Source organism: Clostridium sp. (assembly GCF_036646415.1).
In the GTDB taxonomy this organism is placed as follows: Bacteria; Bacillota; Clostridia; order Clostridiales; family Clostridiaceae; genus Clostridium_J.
On sequence record NZ_JAVXMF010000016.1, the window covers coordinates 26722 to 47910 of the forward strand.

The following is a 21189-nucleotide window of genomic DNA, read 5'->3' on the forward strand; positions in this document are numbered from 1 at the left end:
TCCTTATTTTAGTTTGTAAGTGGCTCTGCGTCCGTATTTACCCATATTTACAAATTCGATTCCTAGGTCTGGATTATCTTCGATGTAGTTATAGAAGTTTTTTCCAAAGACACCGGCTGGTCCACGTTCGATTGTCCACTCATCGCCATATACATCGGGGAGAGTGAACTCTTTGTTTTTGAAATCTCCTTGCTGGATTCTTTTTACAGCCTCTTCAGGTGTGAAGATGGTGTTTATTTGGAATAGAGTATTGCGAATATAATCTTGAATACTTAAATTTTCATCTTCAGCCATTTGCTTCAGTTTTTGATAATATTCTTCGTTTAATGCAAATCTGATTGTTGGCATAACGCACCTCCGTATAATTCATTACATTAAGAGCACTGCTCTATGATAACAATATAACATGCAGTGCTTTCAATGTAAAGTGGTTTTTGAAAAAAAAATTATTTGGACCAGAAAAAGCGTCACCACCTGTACTTAGGAAGTTAGAAGGAGTTTATCTTCTTACTTTCTATAGAAACGAGGTGAAGCTTTATGGGATAAGTTACAAAAATCATGAAGGCTATGCAGATCCAACAGCATACCAGGCTCTTACACAGATAGAGAATGAAACGAGAAATAAGCAAGTATTTTCCAAGGAAAATACTAAAACCCTGAGGGTTTTAAATGTTTCCAGAGACAAGCAGCTAATATAACTTGTGGGAAATTCCGACAAGTTGCAAACAATGGAAGTCAGTATAAGGATGAATTTTATATTCTAGAAATAGTTATAGACGTTGGGGTTATAGGAACATCAGTCGTTCCTCCATCAGAAATATCCCACAGTAATTCACCGTAGGCATATATGGTACATTTAAATTGTAGCTTCTTTTAGTTAATAGAATAGTTAAATTAAAAAATATAGAGTTGTCTCAAAATTAAATTTTGAGGCAGCTCTTTTTAAAATACAGACTTTAAATTTTATCATAGTTACTACTGCCTGATTCTTTAAAAAGTTTAATAGATATAAAAGTTCAAATAAATTATGAGAATCACAATGTTTTTATGTTCTTATGTTCTTATGTTCTTATGTTCTTGGAGGGTTCAAAGCTTAGGGGTAACTGGGGTTGAGGCTCTTAGAGAAAATTTAAAATTTGAAATTTTAAATTGCAAATTATTGCGAAAATCATTGTAAAAAAATCTCATAATTGCATATATAGTATTTGAATGGGTTTCGAGGGGAAAAATACATATTTTAAGGGGAGATCATTATGAAATATACAATTATGGGTTTTAGACAAGAGAAGTTAGTTCAATTGGGCCTTGATACTTTGGATGCAACTATCCTTAGATATTTTATTGATTTTAAAGAGTCTAAGGGGATGAAGGTTAAAATTGTAGATGGACAAGTTTATTATTGGATTCGCTATGATGGAGTTTTGAGGGAGCTACCTATATTAAATATGAAAAAATGCACTGTGCAATGTAGATTTTTCAAATTAAGAGATGCAGGAGTACTTACCCACCAGGTTATAAGAGAAGAATGGTACGTATTCCTACTTTGGCATAGGTGAAAAATATACAGAGCTAATAACTAGTGGTCTAAATATAGAAGATGATAATAGATTATTTGAACTTGCAAAAAAGAAACTTTTGATTTTCTAGGATTTACTCATATAAATGGTAAATCAAGATTGAATAAATATCTTGTAATCCATAGAATAAGCAAGAAGAAACTGAAAACTAAGAAACAAATTGCTAAGGAATGGATAAAAGAAAATATGCAAAGTCTATTATCAGAGATAATAGAAAAGCTAAACCGAAAATTAGTAGCTCATTATCGTTATCATGGGATAATCAATAATATAAAATCTTTAATACAATTTTACCGCTATGTAATTATTCAATTGTATAAGAAATTGTTAAGAAGAAGTCAACGAAAGAAACTAAACTTCAATAAGTTCATTAGTTTATTAAAGTGCTATGGTTTGGAAGAACCAAGGATATTTGAGTTAAGGTATAGGTTTTGCGTAGAAGGTATAAATACTATTACAAAATTAAATTCTATAACTCTGTTGATATTTATATAGAATATGGATATACTATATGTATAAAAAAATAGATATAAAATATTAAATCTATATTTTGGTGGTGAAAAAATGACTGATGAAAGAATTAAAAATATTAAAACTCTTTTTTATGAATATGGACCAATTATTAAGGCTGCAATATTAAGAGAAAACAAAGTGTGTAGTCGAGATATTATGGAGCTTATGGATAAAGGTTATGTGGTGAAAATAAAAACAGGATACTATTACTGGAACTCTGGATTTGACGACTTAAATGATTTTGAAATAGTGCAGTCAATAATACCAAGTGGAGTTATTAGTATGTTTTCAGCGGCAGTAATACATGAAATGACCACAGTTAATCCTATGGATATTAATATTACCATTGCATCTAGAATGATTAAACCGAAGCTACCAGATTATCCACCTGTAGAACTTTTTTTTACCTCAAATGAAAATTTAGATTTGGGAATAGAAGAGCATATAATGGAGCATATGAAGGTTAGGGTTTATAATGCAGAAAGGACGGTATGTGATTTTTTTAAATATTCCTCAAGAGTTGGAAATGATGTGGCATTGGAAGTTATAAAAAATTACATGCTTAGAAAAAATAAAAATTTACAGCTCCTTTTTGAATATGCAACAAAACTTCGAGTTAAAAAATATATAAAACCATATGTGGAGGTGCTTTTGTAATGAACTCTGATAGTATAAAGGCTAAATTAAAGAATATAGCAGTAAAAGAGGGAAAACAGTTTGATTATCTTCTTACTTTATATTTAATTGAAAGGTTACTATATAGAATATCAATATCAGAATATGCAGATAAATTTATATTAAAAGGTGGAGTGCTGTTATATATAGTCTTGGAGGAAAAGGCTAGAGCTACTAAAGATATAGATATGCTTGCAAGACAATTAAATAATTCATTAGAGAACGTAGAAGCAATTTTAAAATCTGTGTGTGAAATTAAAGAAGATGATGCTATTGAATTTGATTTGGATACACTTACAGTAGAAAAAATTAAAGAAGATGCTGATTATGAGGGGGTTAGGGTAAAGGTAACAGCTTTTATTGACCGTACTAAAAAAGTATTGCAAATGGATATTGGTTTTGGGGACGTTATAGTACCATGTGCTACTGAAATGGAGTATCCATCTCTTTTAGAAATGAAAAAACCGCTGTTAAAAGCTTATTCAATGGAATCTGTAATCGCAGAAAAATTTGAAGCAATGATATATTTAGCAGAAGCAAATAGTAGGATGAAGGACTTCTATGATATTTGTATTTTATCAGAAAAATACAATTTTGAAGGTCAAGTGCTTAAGGAAGCTATACAGACTACTTTTAATCACAGGCAAACACCCATTCAATTAGTTCCTACAGTGTTTACAAATGAATTTAGAGAATCTAAGGAAAAGAAACAGCAATGGAATGCATTCAAAAAGAGAATTTCGTCTAAGGAAGAATTAGAGTTTTTTCAGTGTATAGATAGGCTTACGATATTTTTAAAGCCAATTTATGATTCTATAATTGAGAGTAAAGAATTTTCGCTAAGGTGGAATTTACAAGAAGGTATATGGAGATAATGGAAGGCTATTAGGAAGTTAAGCAAGGGGGGTACTATAAAATTGCAAAATAGAAAGTTGAAGTTAAGTAACTACAAGGGTTTGTGGTTGCTTTTTTTATTGCCTAAAAGTTCATTGAAATGAGCAACTCATATGACTGATTATGATAAAGAGAAAATAAGAGAAAATAAGAGAATTAAGATTAAAAGGCATTGCAAGCCTTATAGGATTATCCAGGGATAGTGTTAGAGGGTTTTGTAAGCGCAATGGTTTAGATGGTAGTTCATGTGTTGTTGCTTTAAATGTTGAAGAAAAAATACAGAAAAATATACTTTGTAGCTGGTGTGAAAAACCTATTAAGCAAAAGCCACAAGGTAGAACTAGGAGATTTTGCTTCGATGAATGTAGGCGTAAATGGTGACCAATTAAGTATTAAAGCAATCTTGTCAAGGCCCACAGCGGGGAAGTTATGACAAAATAAATTGGATTAAAGGAGAAATGAAAGAGTGGAAAAAATAAAAAAACTTTATGGTGCATATGGCTCAAATATGAATTTGGAGCAAATGAGTCATAGGTGTCCTAAAGCTAAAGTTGTAGGAAATGGAACACTTGAAGATTATAAGTTAACTTTTAGAGGAGGATATAAAGGGGTTGCAAATATTGAACCTTGTAAGGGTAGAGCAGTACCAATATGGTAGCAGCTCCTATAGAATATTATTTTAACGTAATTGCTAGAGGGTATTCTGATAACGGAATTGATTTAAAACCACTACAGATTGTATATTCAGAATGCTTATCTGAATTAAGGTAGCGGAGGTAATTATGGATAAATTTTTTACTCAGAAAACATGTGATAGATGTGGTGGCTCTTTAGAGAAAGGCCGAATAATGTCAATGTTTAATAAGGATTGTATTTGCATGGATTGCTCTGAAAAAGAGAAAAAGGATAAGGATTATGAGAAGGTGGTTAAGGCTGATCATGAAGAAATCAAGAAAGGTAATTATAATTACAAAGGCATTAGATGTTAAATAGAAAGTTATGTTAAGGGTCTACAAATTGTAGGCTCTTTTCTTGCGATAAATTTTAAAGATTGGGGGTGAAACCTATGGCACAAAGAGGAAGAAAGCCAAAGCCAACGGCAGTAAAGGAACTTGAGGGCAATCCAGGGAAAAGACAACTTAATGAATTAGAGCCAAAGCCTAAGAAAAAAGCTCCGAAATGTCTGACTTGGCTTGATGCAGAAGCTAAAAAGGAGTGGAGAAGAATAGCAAAACAGCTTGAGGAACTTGGCATATTAACAGAAGTAGATATGGCAGCCTTTGCAGGATATTGTGAAGCTTATGCACGTTGGAAGGATGCAGAAGAGTTTATATCAAAGCATGGAACTATTGTAAAAACACCAAGTGGTTATTGGCAGCAAGTGCCACAGGTATCCATTGCTCAAACTTATCTTAAAATAATGATTAAATTCTGTGAACAGTTTGGACTTACTCCATCCTCAAGAAGTAGAATTGTTGCTGATAAAGGTTCTAATGATAATTTAGATCCTATGGAAATGATGCTAAGGGGAGAGATGAAATAATGTATGATGAAGCAAAAGCACAGCGAGCTGTTAATTTGCATACAAAAGGTCAATGGAGAGGTGTTCCATTTGATTTACTTCCTTGGCAAGATAAAATTATCAAAGATATATATGGTAATGTTAAAGAAAATGGATATCGTCAGTATAATACTGCTTATGTTGAAATTCCTAAGAAGAATGGAAAATCTGAACTTGCAGCGGCAATAGCACTACTAATGACTTGTGGTGATAGTGAATGGGGAGCTGAGGTTTATGGCTGTGCTTCTGATAGACAACAAGCATCCATAGCATTTGATGTTGCAGTTGAAATGGTGGAGCAATGCCCAGCACTGAAGAAAAGAATTAAGCCTATAATGTCAATGAAAAGACTGGTGTATAAACCTACTAACAGTTTTTATCAGGTGCTATCAGCTGAAGCGTATACAAAACATGGACTTAATGTACATTCTGTTGTTTTTGATGAACTTCATGCCCAACCAAATAGAGATTTATTTGATGTAATGACTAAAGGCTCTGGATATGCAAGACTACAACCATTGTTTTTTCTTATAACAACAGCCGGCACTGACAGGCATTCTATATGCTATGAACAGCACCAAAAGGTAGTAGATATAATTGAAGGGAGAAAAATAGATCAAACTTTCTACCTAGTTATTTATGGTATAGATGATAATGCTGATTGGGGGAGCGAGGAGAATTGGTATAAAGCTAATCCGTCCTTAGGTCATACTATTGATATAGAAAAGGTTAGAAATGCTTATAATAGTGCTAGAGAAAATCCAGCTGAAGAAAATATATTCAGACAGCTAAGATTAAATCAATGGGTAAAACAATCCACTCGTTGGATGCCAATGCATGTATGGGATGAATGTGATTTTAATATAGATATAGACTCATTAAGAGGCAGAGAATGTTATGGAGGACTTGATCTTTCAAGTACTACAGATATTACTGCTTTTGTTTTAGTATTTCCACCAAGAACATCAGATGAAAAATATATAATAATTCCTTACTTTTGGATACCAGATGATAACCTAAAGCTAAGAGTAAGAAGAGACCATGTACCTTATGATGTGTGGGAGAAGCAAGGTTTTGTAAAAACTACTGAAGGCAATGTGGTCCACTATGGATTCATAGAAGCTTTTATTGAAGAATTAGGTACTAAGTATAATATAAAAGAAATAGCTTTTGACAGATGGGGAGCAGTTCAAATGGTACAGAACCTTGATGGTATGGGGTTTACAGTAGTACCCTTTGGACAAGGATATAAAGATATGTCACCATCATCAAAAGAATTAATGAAACTAACTCTTGAGAAGAAGATAGCACATGGAGGGAATCCAGTACTTAGATGGATGATGGATAATATTTATGTTAAAACTGACCCAGCTGGAAATATTAAGCCTGATAAAGAAAAAAGTACAGAGAAAATTGATGGGGCAGTGGCTTTGATAATGGCATTAGATAGAGCAATAAGAAATCAAGGTAGTTGTGGAAGTGTTTATGATGATAGAGGGATTTTAATATTATAAATATATAAAATTTTAATTGTAGTAATAAAACAATTATTTCACAAATAGCTATATAATAATAGAATTTATATAGGAGGAGTGTGTTGAATGATATCAATACAAACAAACAAAATTTTAACAAAGTATGGAATGGAAGTTGTTGAGAAGGAGAATGGGGGATTTGCATTTAAGAAAAGTTATGATTTTTCTAAAGAACTTTCTGATTGGGAGAATACTACTTCACATAGTGAATTTTCTTTTATGAAGCGAAGTGACTTGCAAAAAATTTGTGAGTCTGAAAATTATATTTTAAATAGTAGGCATAATGAAAGTCCTACTATAAAAGAATTTATTAATATAAAAGAACAAATATTCCTTGATGGCAGAGTAGAAATGAATAATGGAAGCTTTTATATTGATATAGATGCAGTTCATATTCCACTTGAATATGATAATAATAAATTTAACAAAATATTAAATAGTATTGGGTATTGTGCAGATAGTATAGAAAAGAGAACTGAAAACTATAAAGATTATTTATACCTTTGGTGGGATTAGTATATAGTAATATACAAAATTTAACAATTAATTAAAGCATCTGCTAATAACAGGTGCTTTTTTCATACCCATTTTTAGGAGGTAAACATAATGAAAATACCAATAATATCAAGACTTTGGGAGCCTAGAGCAGGCCCTAAAAATAATTTTTGGGGTAGCACTTATAGTTTTTTCTTTGGTAGTACCACTAGTGGTAAAACAGTAAATGAAAGAACAGCAATGCAAACTACTGCAGTTTATGCTTGTGTTAGAATACTTGCTGAAACAATAGCTTCATTGCCGCTTCATACTTATAGATACACAGAAACTGGTAAGGAGAAAGCTTCAGAGCATCAAATATATCATCTTCTTGCAGATGAACCAAACCCTGAGATGACCTCATTTGTGTTTAGAGAAACACTTATGGGTCATCTTTTATTATGGGGAAATGCATATGCCCAAATTGTAAGAGATGGAAGAGGCAATGTGATGGCTTTATATCCGTTAATGCCAGATAAAATGGCTGTAAATAGAACTGATAACGGTGAAATTTACTACGTTTATAGCAAAGAAGGACAGAGTTATCCTCTTAGAAGTGATGAAGTTTTGCACATTCCTGGTCTTGGATTTGATGGTTTAATTGGCTATTCTCCAATAGCTATGGCTAAAAATGCAATTGGTATGGCAATAGCAACTGAGGAATATGGTTCTAAATTCTTTGCAAATGGAGCTAATCCTGGAGGTGTACTTGAGCATCCAGGGGTAGTAAAAGACCCCGCAAGAGTTAGAGAGAGTTGGAACAGTGTGTATCAAGGCAGTTCCAACGCACACAGGGTTGCAGTTTTAGAAGAAGGCATGAAGTTTCAAAGTATAGGTATTCCACCAGAACAAGCACAGTTTCTACAAACTAGAAAGTTTCAAATTAATGAGATAGCAAGGATATTTAGAATTCCACCACATATGATTGGAGACCTTGATAAATCAAGTTTTTCTAATATAGAACAGCAATCATTGGAATTTGTTATGTACACACTTGACCCTTGGGTTGTTAGGTGGGAGCAAGCTATTAAAAGAGCCTTGTTTACTGAAAGTGAAAAGAAACAGTATTTTGTTAAGTTCAATGTGGATGGATTACTTAGAGGTGACTACCAAAGTCGTATGAATGGCTATGCTGTTGGAAGGCAAAATGGTTGGTTATCAAGCAATGATATAAGGGAACTCGAAAATCTTAATAGAATACCAGAGGAGCTTGGTGGAGATTTGTATTTAATTAATGGGAACATGACAAAGCTTGCTGATGCAGGAGCATTTGCTAATAAAAGTAATACAGGATTGGAGGTAGGAAAATGAAGTTTTGGAACTGGGTAAAGAATGAAGAAGGCAGAACACTTTATTTTGATGGGTACATTGCACAGGATAGTTGGTTTGATGATGATATTACTCCTAAGCAGTTTAAGGCTGAACTTACAGCTACCGAGGGAGATATATCAGTATGGCTGAATTCTCCAGGGGGAGATGTCTTTGCTGCAAGTCAGATTTATAACATGTTAAAAGAGTATAAAGGCAAAGTAACAGTAAAGATTGATGGAATAGCAGCTAGTGCAGCATCAGTTATTGCTATGGCAGGAAGCGAAATATTAATGTCACCTGTGGCAATGATGATGATTTATAATCCATCTACAGTTATTTTTGGAGAAGCTGAAGATCTACAGAGTGGAATTGATATGCTGTCAGAAGTTAAGGAAGGCATAATTAATTCCTATGAACAAAAGACTAGACTTCCTAGAAATAAAATATCAAAAATGATGGATGCAGAAACTTGGTTTAGTGCTAAAAAAGCTGTGGAACTTGGGTTTGCAGATAAAGTGTTATATGAAGAATCAAAAGCAGAAGATCAATCAGCAGAAGGTTTTATCTTTGACAAGGTAACGGTTACTAATGCTTTAATGATAAAATTACCAAAGGCAAAACAAACACAGCCTGTTGCAGAGATTGGAACATCACATGAACAACTAATTAAAAGGCTTGAACTTTTAAAATATTAAATTTGGAGGAATGTATATGAATAAAGTATTAGAACTTAGAGAAAAAAGAGCAAAACTATTGGACAGCACAAAGGCTTTCTTAGATAGTAAAAGGAAGGATAATGGGTTATTATCAGCTGATGATACTGAGACCTATGAAAAAATGGAAACAGAGGTTGTTAATTTAGGAAAAGAAATAGATAGACTTGAAAGACAATCAGCACTTGATTTAGAACTTTCAAAGGCAACTTCTAGTGCCATAAGAAATAATCCAAATGCTAACTTCGGTGATGAAAAAACAGGTAGAGCGTCAAATGAGTACAATAATGCATTTTGGAAGGTAATGAGAAATAAGAATAGCTTTGATGTTCATAATGCTTTGCAAATTGGTACTGATAGCGAAGGTGGATTTTTAGCACCAGATGAGTTTGAAAAAATATTAATGGAAAGTCTACAAGAACAGAATATATTTAGACAGCTTGCAAATATAATTACTACATCATCAGGAGATAAGAAAATACCTGTTGTAGCAACCAAAGGTACAGCATCTTGGGTAGATGAAGAAGGTGTTATTCCAGAATCAGATGATTCATTTGGACAAGTATCTATAGGAGCATATAAATTAGCCACTATGATTAAGGTTTCGGAAGAGCTTCTTAATGATAGTATTTTTAATTTGGAGGGTTATATAGCTAAAGAGTTTGCTAGGAGAATTGGAGCAAGAGAAGAAGAAGCTTTCTTTGTAGGTGATGGTATTGGAAAGCCTACAGGCGTATTTAATGCTACTGGTGGGGCAACACTTGGAGTTACAGCGGCAAGTGCCACAGCTATAACCATTGATGAGATTATGGATTTATTCTATTCTCTAAAATCACCTTATAGGAAGAATGCTATATTCACTATGAATGATGCCACTGTTAAAGCTATTAGTAAGCTTAAAGACGGTAATGGACAGTACATTTGGCAACCATCGATTACAGCAGGTACTCCCGACACAGTTTTAAATAGACCAGTAAAGACATCTTCCTATGTTCCTACCATTGCCTCAGGAGTAAAGAGTATTGCCTTTGGTGATTTTGGATACTACTGGGTAGCTGATAGACAAGGCAGAGCCTTTAAGAGACTGAATGAATTGTATGCAGCAACAGGTCAAGTTGGATTCATGGCAACTCAAAGAGTCGATGGTAAGCTAATCATCATTCCTGAAGCTATTAAAGTTTTACAACAAAAGGTATAGATAAAATATTGGAGGTGGGTGTATGGTAATTTCATTGGAAGAAACTAAATTGTATCTAAGAGTTGATGGTGATGAGGAAAATACACTCATTACAAATTTTATAAATATGGCAGAAGAATTATGTGAAGGGATATTGAGATATCCTCTATCAGAGTTTATTGCAGTGCCAGAAACAGTAAAGCAGTCAATTCTATACTGTGTAGCTAATATGTATGAACAACGAGAAACCTTTGATGTAAAGGCTATTATTAATACCATGATAGGACTTTTATTTTCTTGTAGAAAAGATAGTTGGTGATAAAACTTATATTATTATAATATAAATTATGTAGTAATAATTTAAGGAGTTATTGGATGAAATATATTGATTTATATAATAAAATGATAGAAATCTTTCAAAATAAAAGGGAAAGCGGAATTAGGGCAAGGCTTAATCAATATTTTGAAAAAGAAAATAATGGGGAAGTAGTAAGAGATATAATTAGTAAGAATATGGATTTTAAAAATTCGACAAAATCTATTGAAAAGTTTATTGATGATTTTTATAATTGGGGAGGGATAACAGAAGATTCTTTTCAGGAATTTAAATGTTTTGTTAATGAAAATAAAAGACCTATTAATAGAGTTGTATTTGGAGCAGGTGATAAAATTGATACCACTTTAGATGTTTCTTATAATGAGATTATGATAGAAGAGGATACAAATAAGTATTTAGTTTACCAAAATGATTCATATGTAACAGTAACTTGGGATGACTTGTACAAAAAATTTGGTAGCGATTATTCTAGTTTAGTTGATAGAACATTAAAATACTCTGAAGTTATTGAAAAGAGGTTTTATCAGGCATATATAAATCACATACATGATTTATATATTAATGAAAGTGAATTTAATAAAGGCAAGTACCCTAGTTTGTTACCACAGTATGCTCTGAAAAATAGGATTAAAACTATAAAAGAAGATGGTGGACTAAGAAAAGTACTTCATAGGGTAGATTTTGCAATGATTTTAAATGGTAAGATAATATTAATAGAAATAGACGGTCCAGAGCATTATTCAACTATAAATAGAACCACTTACAGAGAGTATTATAATGCTGATTTTGATGTAATTGGTAATGAAAGGTGCATTGATAGGGAATTGACTCTAGAAGGGTATGAGATTTATAGATTTTTAAATAAGGATGTTACTAGTAAAACAGACCAAGAGTTAACTGAATACCTAAAAGTTTTCTTCGATAAATTATTTAAAAAGCATAATATTATTTTATAGAGAATTATAAAAAAGAACGGTTTATTTTAAACCTTTCTTTTTGTATTTAGAGGTGAATTTTGAAGATTGGAGACTTAAGGCATAGAATTACTTTTCAAAAATTTACTACAGCAGTAAATTAAAATGGATTTGAGGTTGAGATTTGGCAGGATTATAAAACTGTATGGACATCAGTTTCTAATTTATATGGGAAAGAATATTATCAAGCAGCAGCAATCCAGGTAGAGAAAACTGTAAAGTTTACAATTAGATATATTGAAGGCGTTGACCCAACTATGAGAATTTTATTTAGGGATAAGCAATATAACATAACTTCCATTGATAATATAAAGCATGCAAAAAAGTATATTGAAATAAAGGCTTTGGAGGTGGAGGGCAGTGGCTAATATTGAACTTAAAGGTATGGCTGAACTTATTGATAAAGTTAATAAGCTTGGAGCAAAGGGTGAAGTTATTAAAAAGAAGGCATTAGATAAAGCGGGAGAACTTGTAAAAAATAGCATGGAGATAAACGCACCAAGGTCTGAAGAAACTAAAAAACACATGGCAGATCATATTAAAGTATCAGATATAGAAAAAGAAAATGGTGTAGATTTTATTAATATTGGACCAAATAAAGGTGATAATTCAGAGTTTTTCTATAGTAAGTTTACTGAATGGGGAACTTCAAACATCCCAGCACAACATTGGGCAGAGAATTCAGTTCTAGAGAATAAAAGAAAAATAAATCAAAGCATTATGAAAGAATTGCAAAAGGGACTTGAGGAATGATAAATAAATTAATTATAGACAGCTTAAAGCTAATTAAAGCTCCAGTATCTTTTCAAAGATATAGAGGGAAAGCAGAAACCTATATTACTTTTCATGAATATTTAGCTTCAGGAGAAGAATATGAAGATGATGAAGAAATACTAACAGCACATTATATTCAGATTGATGTGTGGTCAAAAATTGATTACACCGAGATAGTTAAAAAGGTAAAAGAGCTCTTACTTAAGGTAGGGTTCAAAAGATTAAATGAAATAGATCTTTATGAGGAAGATACAAAAATCTATCATAAAGGTCTTAAATTTTATTATTTAGAAGAAAGGGAGAGTGATATAAATGGCTAGACAAGTAGGACTTAAGGATGTTCATATTACAATACTAAAAACAGATGATGCCACAGGAACAACTTATGACACTGAAGCAGAAAAACCAAAGGCTCAAAGTGCAAAGCTAAAGGGTAAATTTTATTCAAGAGATTTTGATGGAAACTATGGATTTATTGCTGATGAAGATATGGAAGGGGTGGATGCAGCTATTATTGGTGGGTGGTTTACTGCAGTGCCTAGTGAGCCTACTGTAGTATAACGACTTGAAATATCTTTGAGAGTTTAGTAGAATAAAATGGTAATAAAAAGTAAATAAGAATATAAAACTCATTTTTAAAGAGATTAATCTTAACAAATGAGTTTTTGTGGTAGGGTATAGAATTGAACTATAGATATAGTAGGTAAGTTGAAAAGAGGGATTATTATAAGTACGTTCACTAGGCTAATAAAACTTTATAAGAAACACAGGGAATCTGATAAAACGCCACTTGAAGATTATACGACTGAAATTCTTGTTGGAATACTAGAAGAAGATCAGCTTTTGTTAAAAAAGTTTGTCAATGAGATATTAGCTATACCTGGAGATTATTTTAATATTGAATCTCAAGAGAAATATTATTTAGAAGATGATATGGATTGTATAGTTGATATTGTTATTGAAAATGAAGAAATGATATGTTTTTTAGAAAATAAAGTAAATTCCAATGAGGGTGAAAGACAACTAGAAAGATATACTAACGTGCTAACTGGGATAAAAGCTGATAATAGCAAAGAAATATATTTAAGATATTGTACAAAATATTATGATAAAAAATATATTGAAGGAATAGATTTCAAACAATTAAGATGGAAAAAAATATATCAGTTCTTAAAAAATCAAGAGCAGAATGATATTGTAAATGAATATTTAGAATTTCTAAAAAGTGAGGGAATGGCAATGGCAGATGAGTTTAATTTTCAAGATATGATAACCTTAAGTAATTATTATTCTACAAAATCTAAAATATACGAATGTTTAGATAGTGTAAAAGAATTCTTTGAAAGTAATTTTGGGAAAACAAAAAGGTGTGAGAATAATAATGGATTTTGGTTATACAAGGAAAATCCATTTGGAAATGTAGATTCCGAAGTGTATATTGGATTTAGTCTATTTAACAATGGCAGTGAAGTAATACCTTATTTATCATGTGGTATATACAGTAAAAAAAACAATGAGAAATTCACAGTTTTTACAAAGCATATCACTAAAACTAATTTGTTTTCTAAGACTGACGTTCAAAATAACAGAGTGGATGGATACTTTGATGAACCGCTATCAAATCTAATATGTAATGATGAACAACTAAAAAAAATAGAAGAATGGTTTATTGAAAAGCTTGAAATTATTATGAAGTTTAAAGAATTAACAAAGGATTTGAATTGGGGAAAATAATATAATGTAGAATGGAAACTAAATATAAAAATATGGATTTACTTAATTGTAAGTCCTTTTTTTATACTCAAAATTCAGAAAGGAGCTGATAATTTGAAAGCATCAGAACTAAAAAACAAAGGAATTAAAATTACCATAGGAAAAAAAGACTATGAACTTAAATTTGATATGAACACATTTTGTGAACTTGAAGAGGTTTACGGGGATATTAACCAGGCCTTTTAGGATTTACAAAGTAGTAAGGTCAAAGCTATAAGGGCGCTTATATATTCAGCTATTAAGGCTGAGGATGAAAGTGTTACTCTTAAGGAAGTAGGAAGAATGCTAACACTAGATGATATGGAGAGGTTAGGTACTGCTATTAATGAAGCTTTGATTATTGCTATGCCGGAGATAAATGAAAACATGGGGGAATAGAAAGTCACACTAATTCTGAAGGATGGGATTGGGAGTGGCTTTTTTATTTGGGAACAAACCTATTAAAAATGACTGAAGAGCAATTCTGGAGAAGTACACCTAAGAAGCTACAAGCTCTATTTAATATATACAAAAGGGTAAATGGAATTGAAGAAGAGGAGGAACTTGATTATATAGACAATGTTATTTTCTAAGGACTGGAGGTGATGTAGTGGCGGTAGGTACAAGTACAGTTGTAGCAAGAATAGGTCTTGATGATAGAGGTTTTCAAGACGGAGTAGTTAAAATTCAAAGGGGTTTAAAGGTAGTCCAAAGTGAATTTGCAGCAGCGAGTTCAAAGTTAGGTGACTTTGGGAAATCTACAGATGGATTAAGACTTAAAGCAGATACCTTAAATAAACAAATAGGAATTCAAAAGGATAAAGTTGAAGCTTTAAATAGAAGCTTTCAGGAAAGTGTAGATAAGAAAGGTGCAGATGCTAAGGCTACTGAGAACTTAAAAATTAAACTAAATTATGCTATAGCAGAACTTAACAATATGCAGAGAGAACTTAAAACAACAACTACTGAGTTAAATACTAAGAGCTCAGCATGGTATAAACTTTCACAAAACATGGATAAAGCTGGAGAAAAGATGAAGGCTGTGGGCGATAAGATGTCCTCAGTTGGAACTAAGTTATCTACGGATATTACTTTACCTCTAATAGGAGTTGGCGTTGCTGCTACTAATATGGCTATGGATGCAATAGAGTCAGAAAATCTCTTTGAAGTAGCTATGGGCGATATGGCAGGAGATGCTAGAAAATGGTCTGAGGAAACTTCTAAGTCTTTAGGACTTAATGCCTATAACGTAAGAAAGAATGTATCAACATATAACTCAATGCTTACCAGTATGGGGCTTACAGGTGAGGAATCACTAAAGATGTCAGAAGGATTAACACAGCTTTCATATGATATGGCTTCCTTTTACAATCTCAAGCCAGAGGAGGCCTTTGAAAAATTAAAGTCTGGTATTTCAGGTGAAGCAGAACCACTTAAAGCATTAGGGATTTTAGTTAATGATAATACAATAAAAACATATGCTTATGCAAATGGAATAGCAAAACAAGGTGAAGCATTAACAGAATCACAGAAGGTTCAGGCAAGATATGGAGCAATTTTGGAGTCAACAAAGAATGCTCAAGGAGATCTTGGAAGAACCATGGACAGTCCAACAAATAAGTTAAGAATTATGAAAGAACAGGCACAGCAAATAGGTATTCAGTTTGGACAAATACTAATACCAATACTTGAAAATCTTATGGGGGTTATAAAACCTTTAATGGATAGATTCCAAGGGTTATCTAAGGAGCAACAAGAAACAATAGTTAAGATAGGTTTAATTGTAGCAGCAGTTGGACCTATTATTTTAGTTATAGGAAAAGTTATTACTATTATAGGTGCAATAGCATCAGCAATAAGTACAGTTTCAGGAGTTATAGCTACGGCAGGAGGTGTGTCTACGGCACTCGGTTCAGTATTTACAGCTTTAACTGGACCTATTGGAATTACAATAGCTGTGATAGCAGGACTTATTGCAGTTGGGATAGCTTTATATAAAAACTGGGATGTAGTAAAAGCTTCAATGATTGCAATATGGGAAGGGCTTAAAACTAGTATAGGAAGTGCAGTAACAGCAACAAAGACAGTAGTGGTTTCCACATGGGAATCTATAAAAGCTGTAGTACTTCCAATAGTTGAAGGTATAGCAAATGTTATTAAAACTATATGGGAAGGTGTAAAAACAACATTTGCTCTCATATGGGAAGTAATAAAGAGTATTTTCATTAGTGCCTGGACCATAATATCATCTATTGTTCAAACTTCTATAAATATAGTTGCAGCTGTAATTACAACTACATGGCAGCTTATTTTAACAATAACAACAACAGTATGGAATGCTATAACTAGTTTTATAAGTGCTGTTTGGAATGGAATAATGATTACAACAAAATTTATTTGGAACGCTATAGCAAGTTTCTTTACAAATATGTGGAGTGGAGTAACTACCTTGTTTACAAGTACAGTGAATGGCATTAAGAATGTTGTAACAAATGTATGGAATGGAATTTTAGGAGTAACAACCTCAGTTTGGGGAGGAATTAAATCAGCAATAATGTCACCAATAGGTGCTGCAGTAAATTTTGTTAAGGAGCAGATTGACAAAATTAAGAACTTCTTCAGTGGTCTAAGTATAAAATTACCACATATAAAACTACCTCACTTTAATATAAAAGGTGAATTTAGTTTATTACCTCCAAAGGTTCCATATCTAGATGTTAGTTGGTATGCAAAGGGTGGAATATTTAACGGACCAAGTGTAATAGGAGTTGGTGAAGCAGGACAAGAAGCAGTACTTCCTATAGATAGATTGGATGACTTAATAGCAAAGGCCATGGAGAAGGTTGGGGTAGGAAGTAGTAACAACAATAACAGAGGTGGACTTACACTTCACATAGAAAATTTCATAAACAATACTGAAAAAGATATAGAGCAGCTTGCCTATGAACTTGAGTTTTATAAACAAAGGGTAGCCATGGGAAAGGGAGGTATTTAGTATGTTAAGTTTCACCTTTAATAATAAGGACAGCTATAAGGACTATGGAATATTAATCACTAAAAGACCAACTATACCTTCTCCAAAACGTAGAGTATCCTTTGTGAATATTCCAGGGAGAAATTCAAATATAAAGTTTGATGAGGAAATCTATGAGGACATCAATATAGTAGTTGAATGTACTGTTAAGGATAAAATAAATCTTAGTGATAAGTTAGATGAGATTAAAGGTTGGTTATTACGTGCTGGAGAATGTGACCTTATATTTAGCTTTCAAAATAATAGAAAGTATATAGCACAGGTAGTAAATGCCATAGATTTTAAACCAGTCTATGGGGTGTTAGGTGTATTCCCCATACTATTTAGCTGTAGACCATTTAAGTATGACGTTGAAAATAAGGTTATAACTATTCAAAACTTAGGAAGTACTATAGATAATATTGGTACAGTAGAAAGTGAACCTATTATTACTGTCTACGGTAGTGGAAACATAACACTAACACTAAACAGTGAAGATATCATTTTAAAAGGAATATCTAATAGCATAACCATAAATAGTGTTATTGAAGATTGCTATAGTAGTTTAATTGAAAATCTAAATAGTAAGATGGAAGGCGATTTTCCTAAGTTAACAACCGGAATAAATACGATTAAGTGGGTAGGCAGTGTTAGTAAAATTGATATAACACCTAATTGGCGGTGGCTGTAGTGATTTACATTTATGATAGAAGAACATTAAAAGGTGCATTTAACAATAATGGATTAGGAAAGTTAAATGAATGTATCAAAATAGAGATAGAGCATCAGCTAAATGGAGATTATAGTTTATATCTAGAGTATCCAATAAACTCTAAAAGAAGCAAGTACTTAGAAGAGTTTAACATCATTAAAGCTGATGGTCAGCTTTTTAGAATATATAAGGTTGAGAAAAAACAAGAGAATAATTATGTAATGATGGTGTGGGCTAAGCATATTTTTTATGACTTAGCTTCTTACTTTATAGAAGATGCCAGAGCGGTACAATGTAGCATTAAAACTGCAATGGAGAAGAGTTTAGTTGATGATCTTCCCAAATACTATAAGGTGGACAGTGACATTATAATAAATAATACATTATATATGGTGGAGATAAATCCAGCAGAAGCCATATTTAAAATAATGGAGAGATGGGGTACTGGAGAACTTTATAGAGACAACTATGATATTAAAATCTTAAAGAGGCTAGGAAGCGAAACTGGTGTATTGATTAAGTATGGTAAAAATATTAAAGGTATCAAGGTAACAAGGGATGCTACCACCGTAGCCACAAAAATTTATCCAAAGGGTGCTAATGGAATAACCTTAACTGAAAAATATATTACAGTACCAATATTAGATAGTGATAAATATCCACCCTTTCATATTATAAGAAAAGTAGAATTTAGTGATGCTGGAGATGAACCAACTTTAAGAATAATGGCTACTGAATATGCAAAGACCATGGGACTTACTAATGTAAATATTGAAGTTGATTTCATAGAGCTTAGTAGAGCAAAGGAGTATGAAAACTTTAAAAATCTTCAAGAGGTTAAGGTGGGGGATCTAGTTATTGTTAGGCATAAGGAATTCAACATAGATGTGGTAGTAGAAGTGATTAAAACAAGAAGAGATTTACTAACAGGATACAATACAAAGGTTGAACTTGGACAACCTAAGACTTCTAGTAAAGATGACTTTACATCAATGCTCAATACGGTAAGAGATGAGCTAGGAAATAAGGTGGCACAAGCACTTACAAGTATGCTTTATTATGCAAATCCTCAAGAGGTAATAGTAACTACCACTGCAATCCAACCGGTATATGTAGGGGTTACAGCAGTAGCAAACACTAATTTAAGTGTAAACATGGCTATGTATTGTACAGCAAGTACATCATGTACTTTAACCATAGAAATATTACTTGATAATGTAGCAATACCTTTTAAACCAAAACAGAAATTGCAACAAGGTGACAATGTAATTGGAATTCCACTAGGGATACCACAGGTGGGCGCGGGTAATCATTATATAGGAATAAATCTAAAGACAGACACAGGTACAGTGACTATACCAATATACAATCTTCAGTGCATGATAGATGGTAGGAATCTACAAGGTGGAATGAGTTCAGAACCACCACATGCAGAAGTAGTACAGAGTATAGATGTTATTTATCCATCTTCACTAATACAAAATAATGGAGCGGTAGTTGTATTTGAGAAAAATATACAATCAACTATTAGCCAAAGTGTTGAAATAAATAATGAATTATATGTAGGTGTTCAAGGAAATGTTATTGTTGAACTTAAATAGAAAAGCAGAAAAGTAGATAGGTTATTAGAAAAAATATGGACAAACTATAAGGAATAGGAGGAGAAACATGGAGTATAGGGAGGTTATAGCCTACAATGAAGATTTACTAGATAGCAGTATTAAGGTATTGAAAAAGAAAAAACCTCTAAGTGATATGAAAGGAATAGCTACCATTGAATTATTTAACGCTGAAACAGGAGAAAAAATCTATAAGGCAGAAACGGAAAATTTAATAAATAATGCAGTAGGTAGACTTATGTTTTTTGAAGCATTTTATAGAAAACTTAGAGTTGGTGGGGGCGTCGATACATCATATGTAACATTTCCATTTAAAAGGATATATCTATCTAATCATACAGGGTTAGAAAATGCTGAAGAAAAATATTTTAAAGGTGAGGTTATTGGATATGCTGATAAAGATGAGACATATTCAGGCAGTAGTACACTAAGAGGTACGGTGAATTTATCTGAGAGCTATAGTGTGTTTACATCAGATGGAAAGATAAAACTACATTTCGTATTTGACTTCCCAACTCATGCAGCAAATGGAACATTTCAAACAATATATTGGTACCAGGGAGAAGGTAAAGATTCTATATATTCTACCTATGTAAATATATTCAATACATCATCTTTAGGAAGTGAATATAGTGTTATACGTGATTACGGTAGTTATTACTGTTCAGACTACGACAATACGGGCTACTATTTATATACGAAAAATATTTCTTCTGTTTATTATAGAGTGTTTAAAAGCTTTTATTTAGATACATCACAGAACAAGCAAGCTGATTTAGGTTATTTTTACAAAGAGGATGGATCAAAGTTGCGTGAAGGTGATTTCTATGTTAATGAAATTGATGCTGATGATAAAAATATATATTTGTATTATAACAAAGGTAGTAGTGTTGAACTTTACAAATTCACACTTGATGGTACTTGGGTAAGTAAAACCATACTAGCTGCAACTAGTTATAAAAATATTGGAGGTGTAACCCCGACAATAAAAACATTCAAAATTATTGATGGGGTACATTACATGTCAGTTTATTATGTAGTAAATGGTCAGAACGTATGTCACTTACTGAAACTAAATAGTGCTTATGCTATAGACAGAGATTACACATTAGAAACACCAAGTTATGCAGGAACTTCATGGGAAGTAAGTATAATTGGAAAAACAAAAGAGTATTGGGCTCTAAGTGATAGTAGTGGGGTTATTTTCTATGATAATTCCTTCAATGTAATTTTATCGAAGGTGTCTATGAGTGATGGAATTTCATCAAATAGTAAAAGATACTTTTTTAGTCGTAATCATAATTATGGATACTGCTTTGTAATTAGTAGCTCAAGTACGCCCTATTACTCTTATTATGTATTTGGACCATCCATAATAGGAGCACAAACACTACTTGCAGCACCAGTAACTAAAACACCAACTAACACCATGAAGATACAATATGATTTTATAATTGATAATCTATTAGACGGTATATTCTAGATGAAGGACAAGCTATACGGGTAAAATATAATTAA

Annotated in this window: 24 protein-coding genes and 2 pseudogenes; 25 read left to right on the top strand and 1 reads right to left on the bottom strand. The window is 32.4% G+C overall.

Annotated elements, in window-relative coordinates; all coding sequences use genetic code 11:
- Nucleotides 1-3: 3 nt before the first annotated feature.
- Entirely contained in the window at nt 4-348 is a 345-nt protein-coding gene (locus RSD37_RS11360; protein WP_346946858.1) for a DUF1413 domain-containing protein, read from the bottom strand.
- 86 nt (nt 349-434) lie between these two features.
- Between RSD37_RS11360 and RSD37_RS11365 the strand changes: the two genes are divergently transcribed.
- The 25 genes and pseudogenes from RSD37_RS11365 (at nt 435) to RSD37_RS11485 (ending at nt 21154) form a co-directional block, all read left to right on the top strand.
- Entirely contained in the window at nt 435-698 is a 264-nt protein-coding gene (locus tag RSD37_RS11365; RefSeq protein WP_346946859.1) for a hypothetical protein, read from the top strand.
- 555 nt (nt 699-1253) lie between these two features.
- Nucleotides 1254-1556 (top strand): hypothetical protein, encoded by a 303-nt coding sequence (locus tag RSD37_RS11370; RefSeq protein ID WP_346946860.1) that lies wholly within the window; start codon nt 1254-1256, stop codon nt 1554-1556.
- A 585-nt stretch (nt 1557-2141) separates the two neighbouring features.
- The gene (locus tag RSD37_RS11375; protein ID WP_346946861.1) at nt 2142-2747 is read left to right on the top strand and encodes a hypothetical protein; all 606 of its coding nucleotides are present in this window, start codon (nt 2142-2144) and stop codon (nt 2745-2747) included.
- Nucleotides 2747-3640 (top strand): nucleotidyl transferase AbiEii/AbiGii toxin family protein, encoded by an 894-nt coding sequence (locus tag RSD37_RS11380; RefSeq protein WP_346946862.1) that lies wholly within the window; start codon nt 2747-2749, stop codon nt 3638-3640. Before RSD37_RS11375 ends, RSD37_RS11380 begins: the two co-directional genes overlap by 1 nt.
- Before the next feature lie 527 nt (nt 3641-4167).
- Nucleotides 4168-4311 (top strand): annotated as a pseudogene (locus RSD37_RS11385) (gamma-glutamylcyclotransferase); the annotation flags it as partial.
- Between the two features lie 130 nt (nt 4312-4441).
- The gene (locus tag RSD37_RS11390; protein WP_346946863.1) at nt 4442-4648 is read left to right on the top strand and encodes a gamma-glutamylcyclotransferase; all 207 of its coding nucleotides are present in this window, start codon (nt 4442-4444) and stop codon (nt 4646-4648) included.
- Nucleotides 4649-4725: 77 nt separating this feature from the next.
- A complete protein-coding gene (locus RSD37_RS11395; RefSeq protein WP_346946864.1) occupies nt 4726-5202 on the top strand; it encodes a phage terminase small subunit P27 family in 477 nt (158 codons plus the stop codon).
- Complete coding sequence (locus RSD37_RS11400; RefSeq protein WP_346946865.1) at nt 5202-6734, top strand: terminase TerL endonuclease subunit; 1533 nt, start codon at nt 5202-5204, stop codon at nt 6732-6734. Before RSD37_RS11395 ends, RSD37_RS11400 begins: the two co-directional genes overlap by 1 nt.
- Nucleotides 6735-6821: 87 nt before the next feature.
- The gene (locus RSD37_RS11405) at nt 6822-7271 is read left to right on the top strand and encodes a hypothetical protein (RefSeq protein ID WP_346946866.1); all 450 of its coding nucleotides are present in this window, start codon (nt 6822-6824) and stop codon (nt 7269-7271) included.
- A 96-nt stretch (nt 7272-7367) separates the two neighbouring features.
- On the top strand, nt 7368-8600 hold the full coding sequence (locus RSD37_RS11410; protein ID WP_346946895.1) for a phage portal protein: 1233 nt from the start codon (nt 7368-7370) through the stop codon (nt 8598-8600).
- Nucleotides 8597-9295 carry a head maturation protease, ClpP-related gene (locus RSD37_RS11415; protein ID WP_346946867.1) on the top strand — a complete coding sequence of 233 codons (699 nt, stop codon included), beginning with the start codon at nt 8597-8599 and terminating at the stop codon, nt 9293-9295. Before RSD37_RS11410 ends, RSD37_RS11415 begins: the two co-directional genes overlap by 4 nt.
- 16 nt (nt 9296-9311) lie before the next feature.
- The gene (locus RSD37_RS11420; RefSeq protein WP_346946868.1) at nt 9312-10511 is read left to right on the top strand and encodes a phage major capsid protein; all 1200 of its coding nucleotides are present in this window, start codon (nt 9312-9314) and stop codon (nt 10509-10511) included.
- 22 nt (nt 10512-10533) lie between these two features.
- Nucleotides 10534-10809, top strand: a complete 276-nt coding sequence (locus tag RSD37_RS11425) for a head-tail connector protein (RefSeq protein WP_346946869.1) — start codon at nt 10534-10536, stop codon at nt 10807-10809.
- 56 nt (nt 10810-10865) lie between these two features.
- On the top strand, nt 10866-11783 hold the full coding sequence (locus RSD37_RS11430) for a hypothetical protein (RefSeq protein WP_346946870.1): 918 nt from the start codon (nt 10866-10868) through the stop codon (nt 11781-11783).
- Between the two features lie 137 nt (nt 11784-11920).
- Nucleotides 11921-12169: pseudogene (locus tag RSD37_RS11435) on the top strand (phage head closure protein); the annotation flags it as partial.
- Nucleotides 12162-12554, top strand: a complete 393-nt coding sequence (locus RSD37_RS11440) for an HK97-gp10 family putative phage morphogenesis protein (RefSeq protein ID WP_346946871.1) — start codon at nt 12162-12164, stop codon at nt 12552-12554. The pseudogene RSD37_RS11435 and the gene RSD37_RS11440, both read left to right, overlap by 8 nt.
- On the top strand, nt 12551-12895 hold the full coding sequence (locus RSD37_RS11445; protein WP_346946872.1) for a hypothetical protein: 345 nt from the start codon (nt 12551-12553) through the stop codon (nt 12893-12895). Before RSD37_RS11440 ends, RSD37_RS11445 begins: the two co-directional genes overlap by 4 nt.
- Nucleotides 12888-13136, top strand: coding sequence for a hypothetical protein (locus RSD37_RS11450; RefSeq protein ID WP_346946873.1), 249 nt, complete (start codon nt 12888-12890; stop codon nt 13134-13136). Before RSD37_RS11445 ends, RSD37_RS11450 begins: the two co-directional genes overlap by 8 nt.
- A 147-nt stretch (nt 13137-13283) precedes the next feature.
- Nucleotides 13284-14309 (top strand): PD-(D/E)XK nuclease family protein, encoded by a 1026-nt coding sequence (locus RSD37_RS11455; protein WP_346946874.1) that lies wholly within the window; start codon nt 13284-13286, stop codon nt 14307-14309.
- 93 nt (nt 14310-14402) lie between these two features.
- Nucleotides 14403-14534: a hypothetical protein gene (locus RSD37_RS11460; protein ID WP_346946875.1), complete on the top strand. Its 132-nt coding sequence runs from the start codon at nt 14403-14405 to the stop codon at nt 14532-14534.
- Between the two features lie 239 nt (nt 14535-14773).
- Nucleotides 14774-14920, top strand: a complete 147-nt coding sequence (locus tag RSD37_RS11465) for a hypothetical protein (protein WP_346946876.1) — start codon at nt 14774-14776, stop codon at nt 14918-14920.
- 17 nt (nt 14921-14937) lie between these two features.
- Nucleotides 14938-17322 carry a phage tail tape measure protein gene (locus tag RSD37_RS11470; protein ID WP_346946877.1) on the top strand — a complete coding sequence of 795 codons (2385 nt, stop codon included), beginning with the start codon at nt 14938-14940 and terminating at the stop codon, nt 17320-17322.
- A 1-nt stretch (nt 17323) separates the two neighbouring features.
- Nucleotides 17324-18031, top strand: coding sequence for a distal tail protein Dit (locus RSD37_RS11475; protein ID WP_346946878.1), 708 nt, complete (start codon nt 17324-17326; stop codon nt 18029-18031).
- The gene (locus RSD37_RS11480) at nt 18031-19653 is read left to right on the top strand and encodes a phage tail spike protein (protein WP_346946879.1); all 1623 of its coding nucleotides are present in this window, start codon (nt 18031-18033) and stop codon (nt 19651-19653) included. The genes RSD37_RS11475 and RSD37_RS11480 overlap by 1 nt, the downstream gene beginning before the upstream one ends.
- A gap of 67 nt (nt 19654-19720) precedes the next feature.
- Nucleotides 19721-21154, top strand: a complete 1434-nt coding sequence (locus tag RSD37_RS11485; RefSeq protein ID WP_346946880.1) for a hypothetical protein — start codon at nt 19721-19723, stop codon at nt 21152-21154.
- Nucleotides 21155-21189 lie beyond the last annotated feature (35 nt).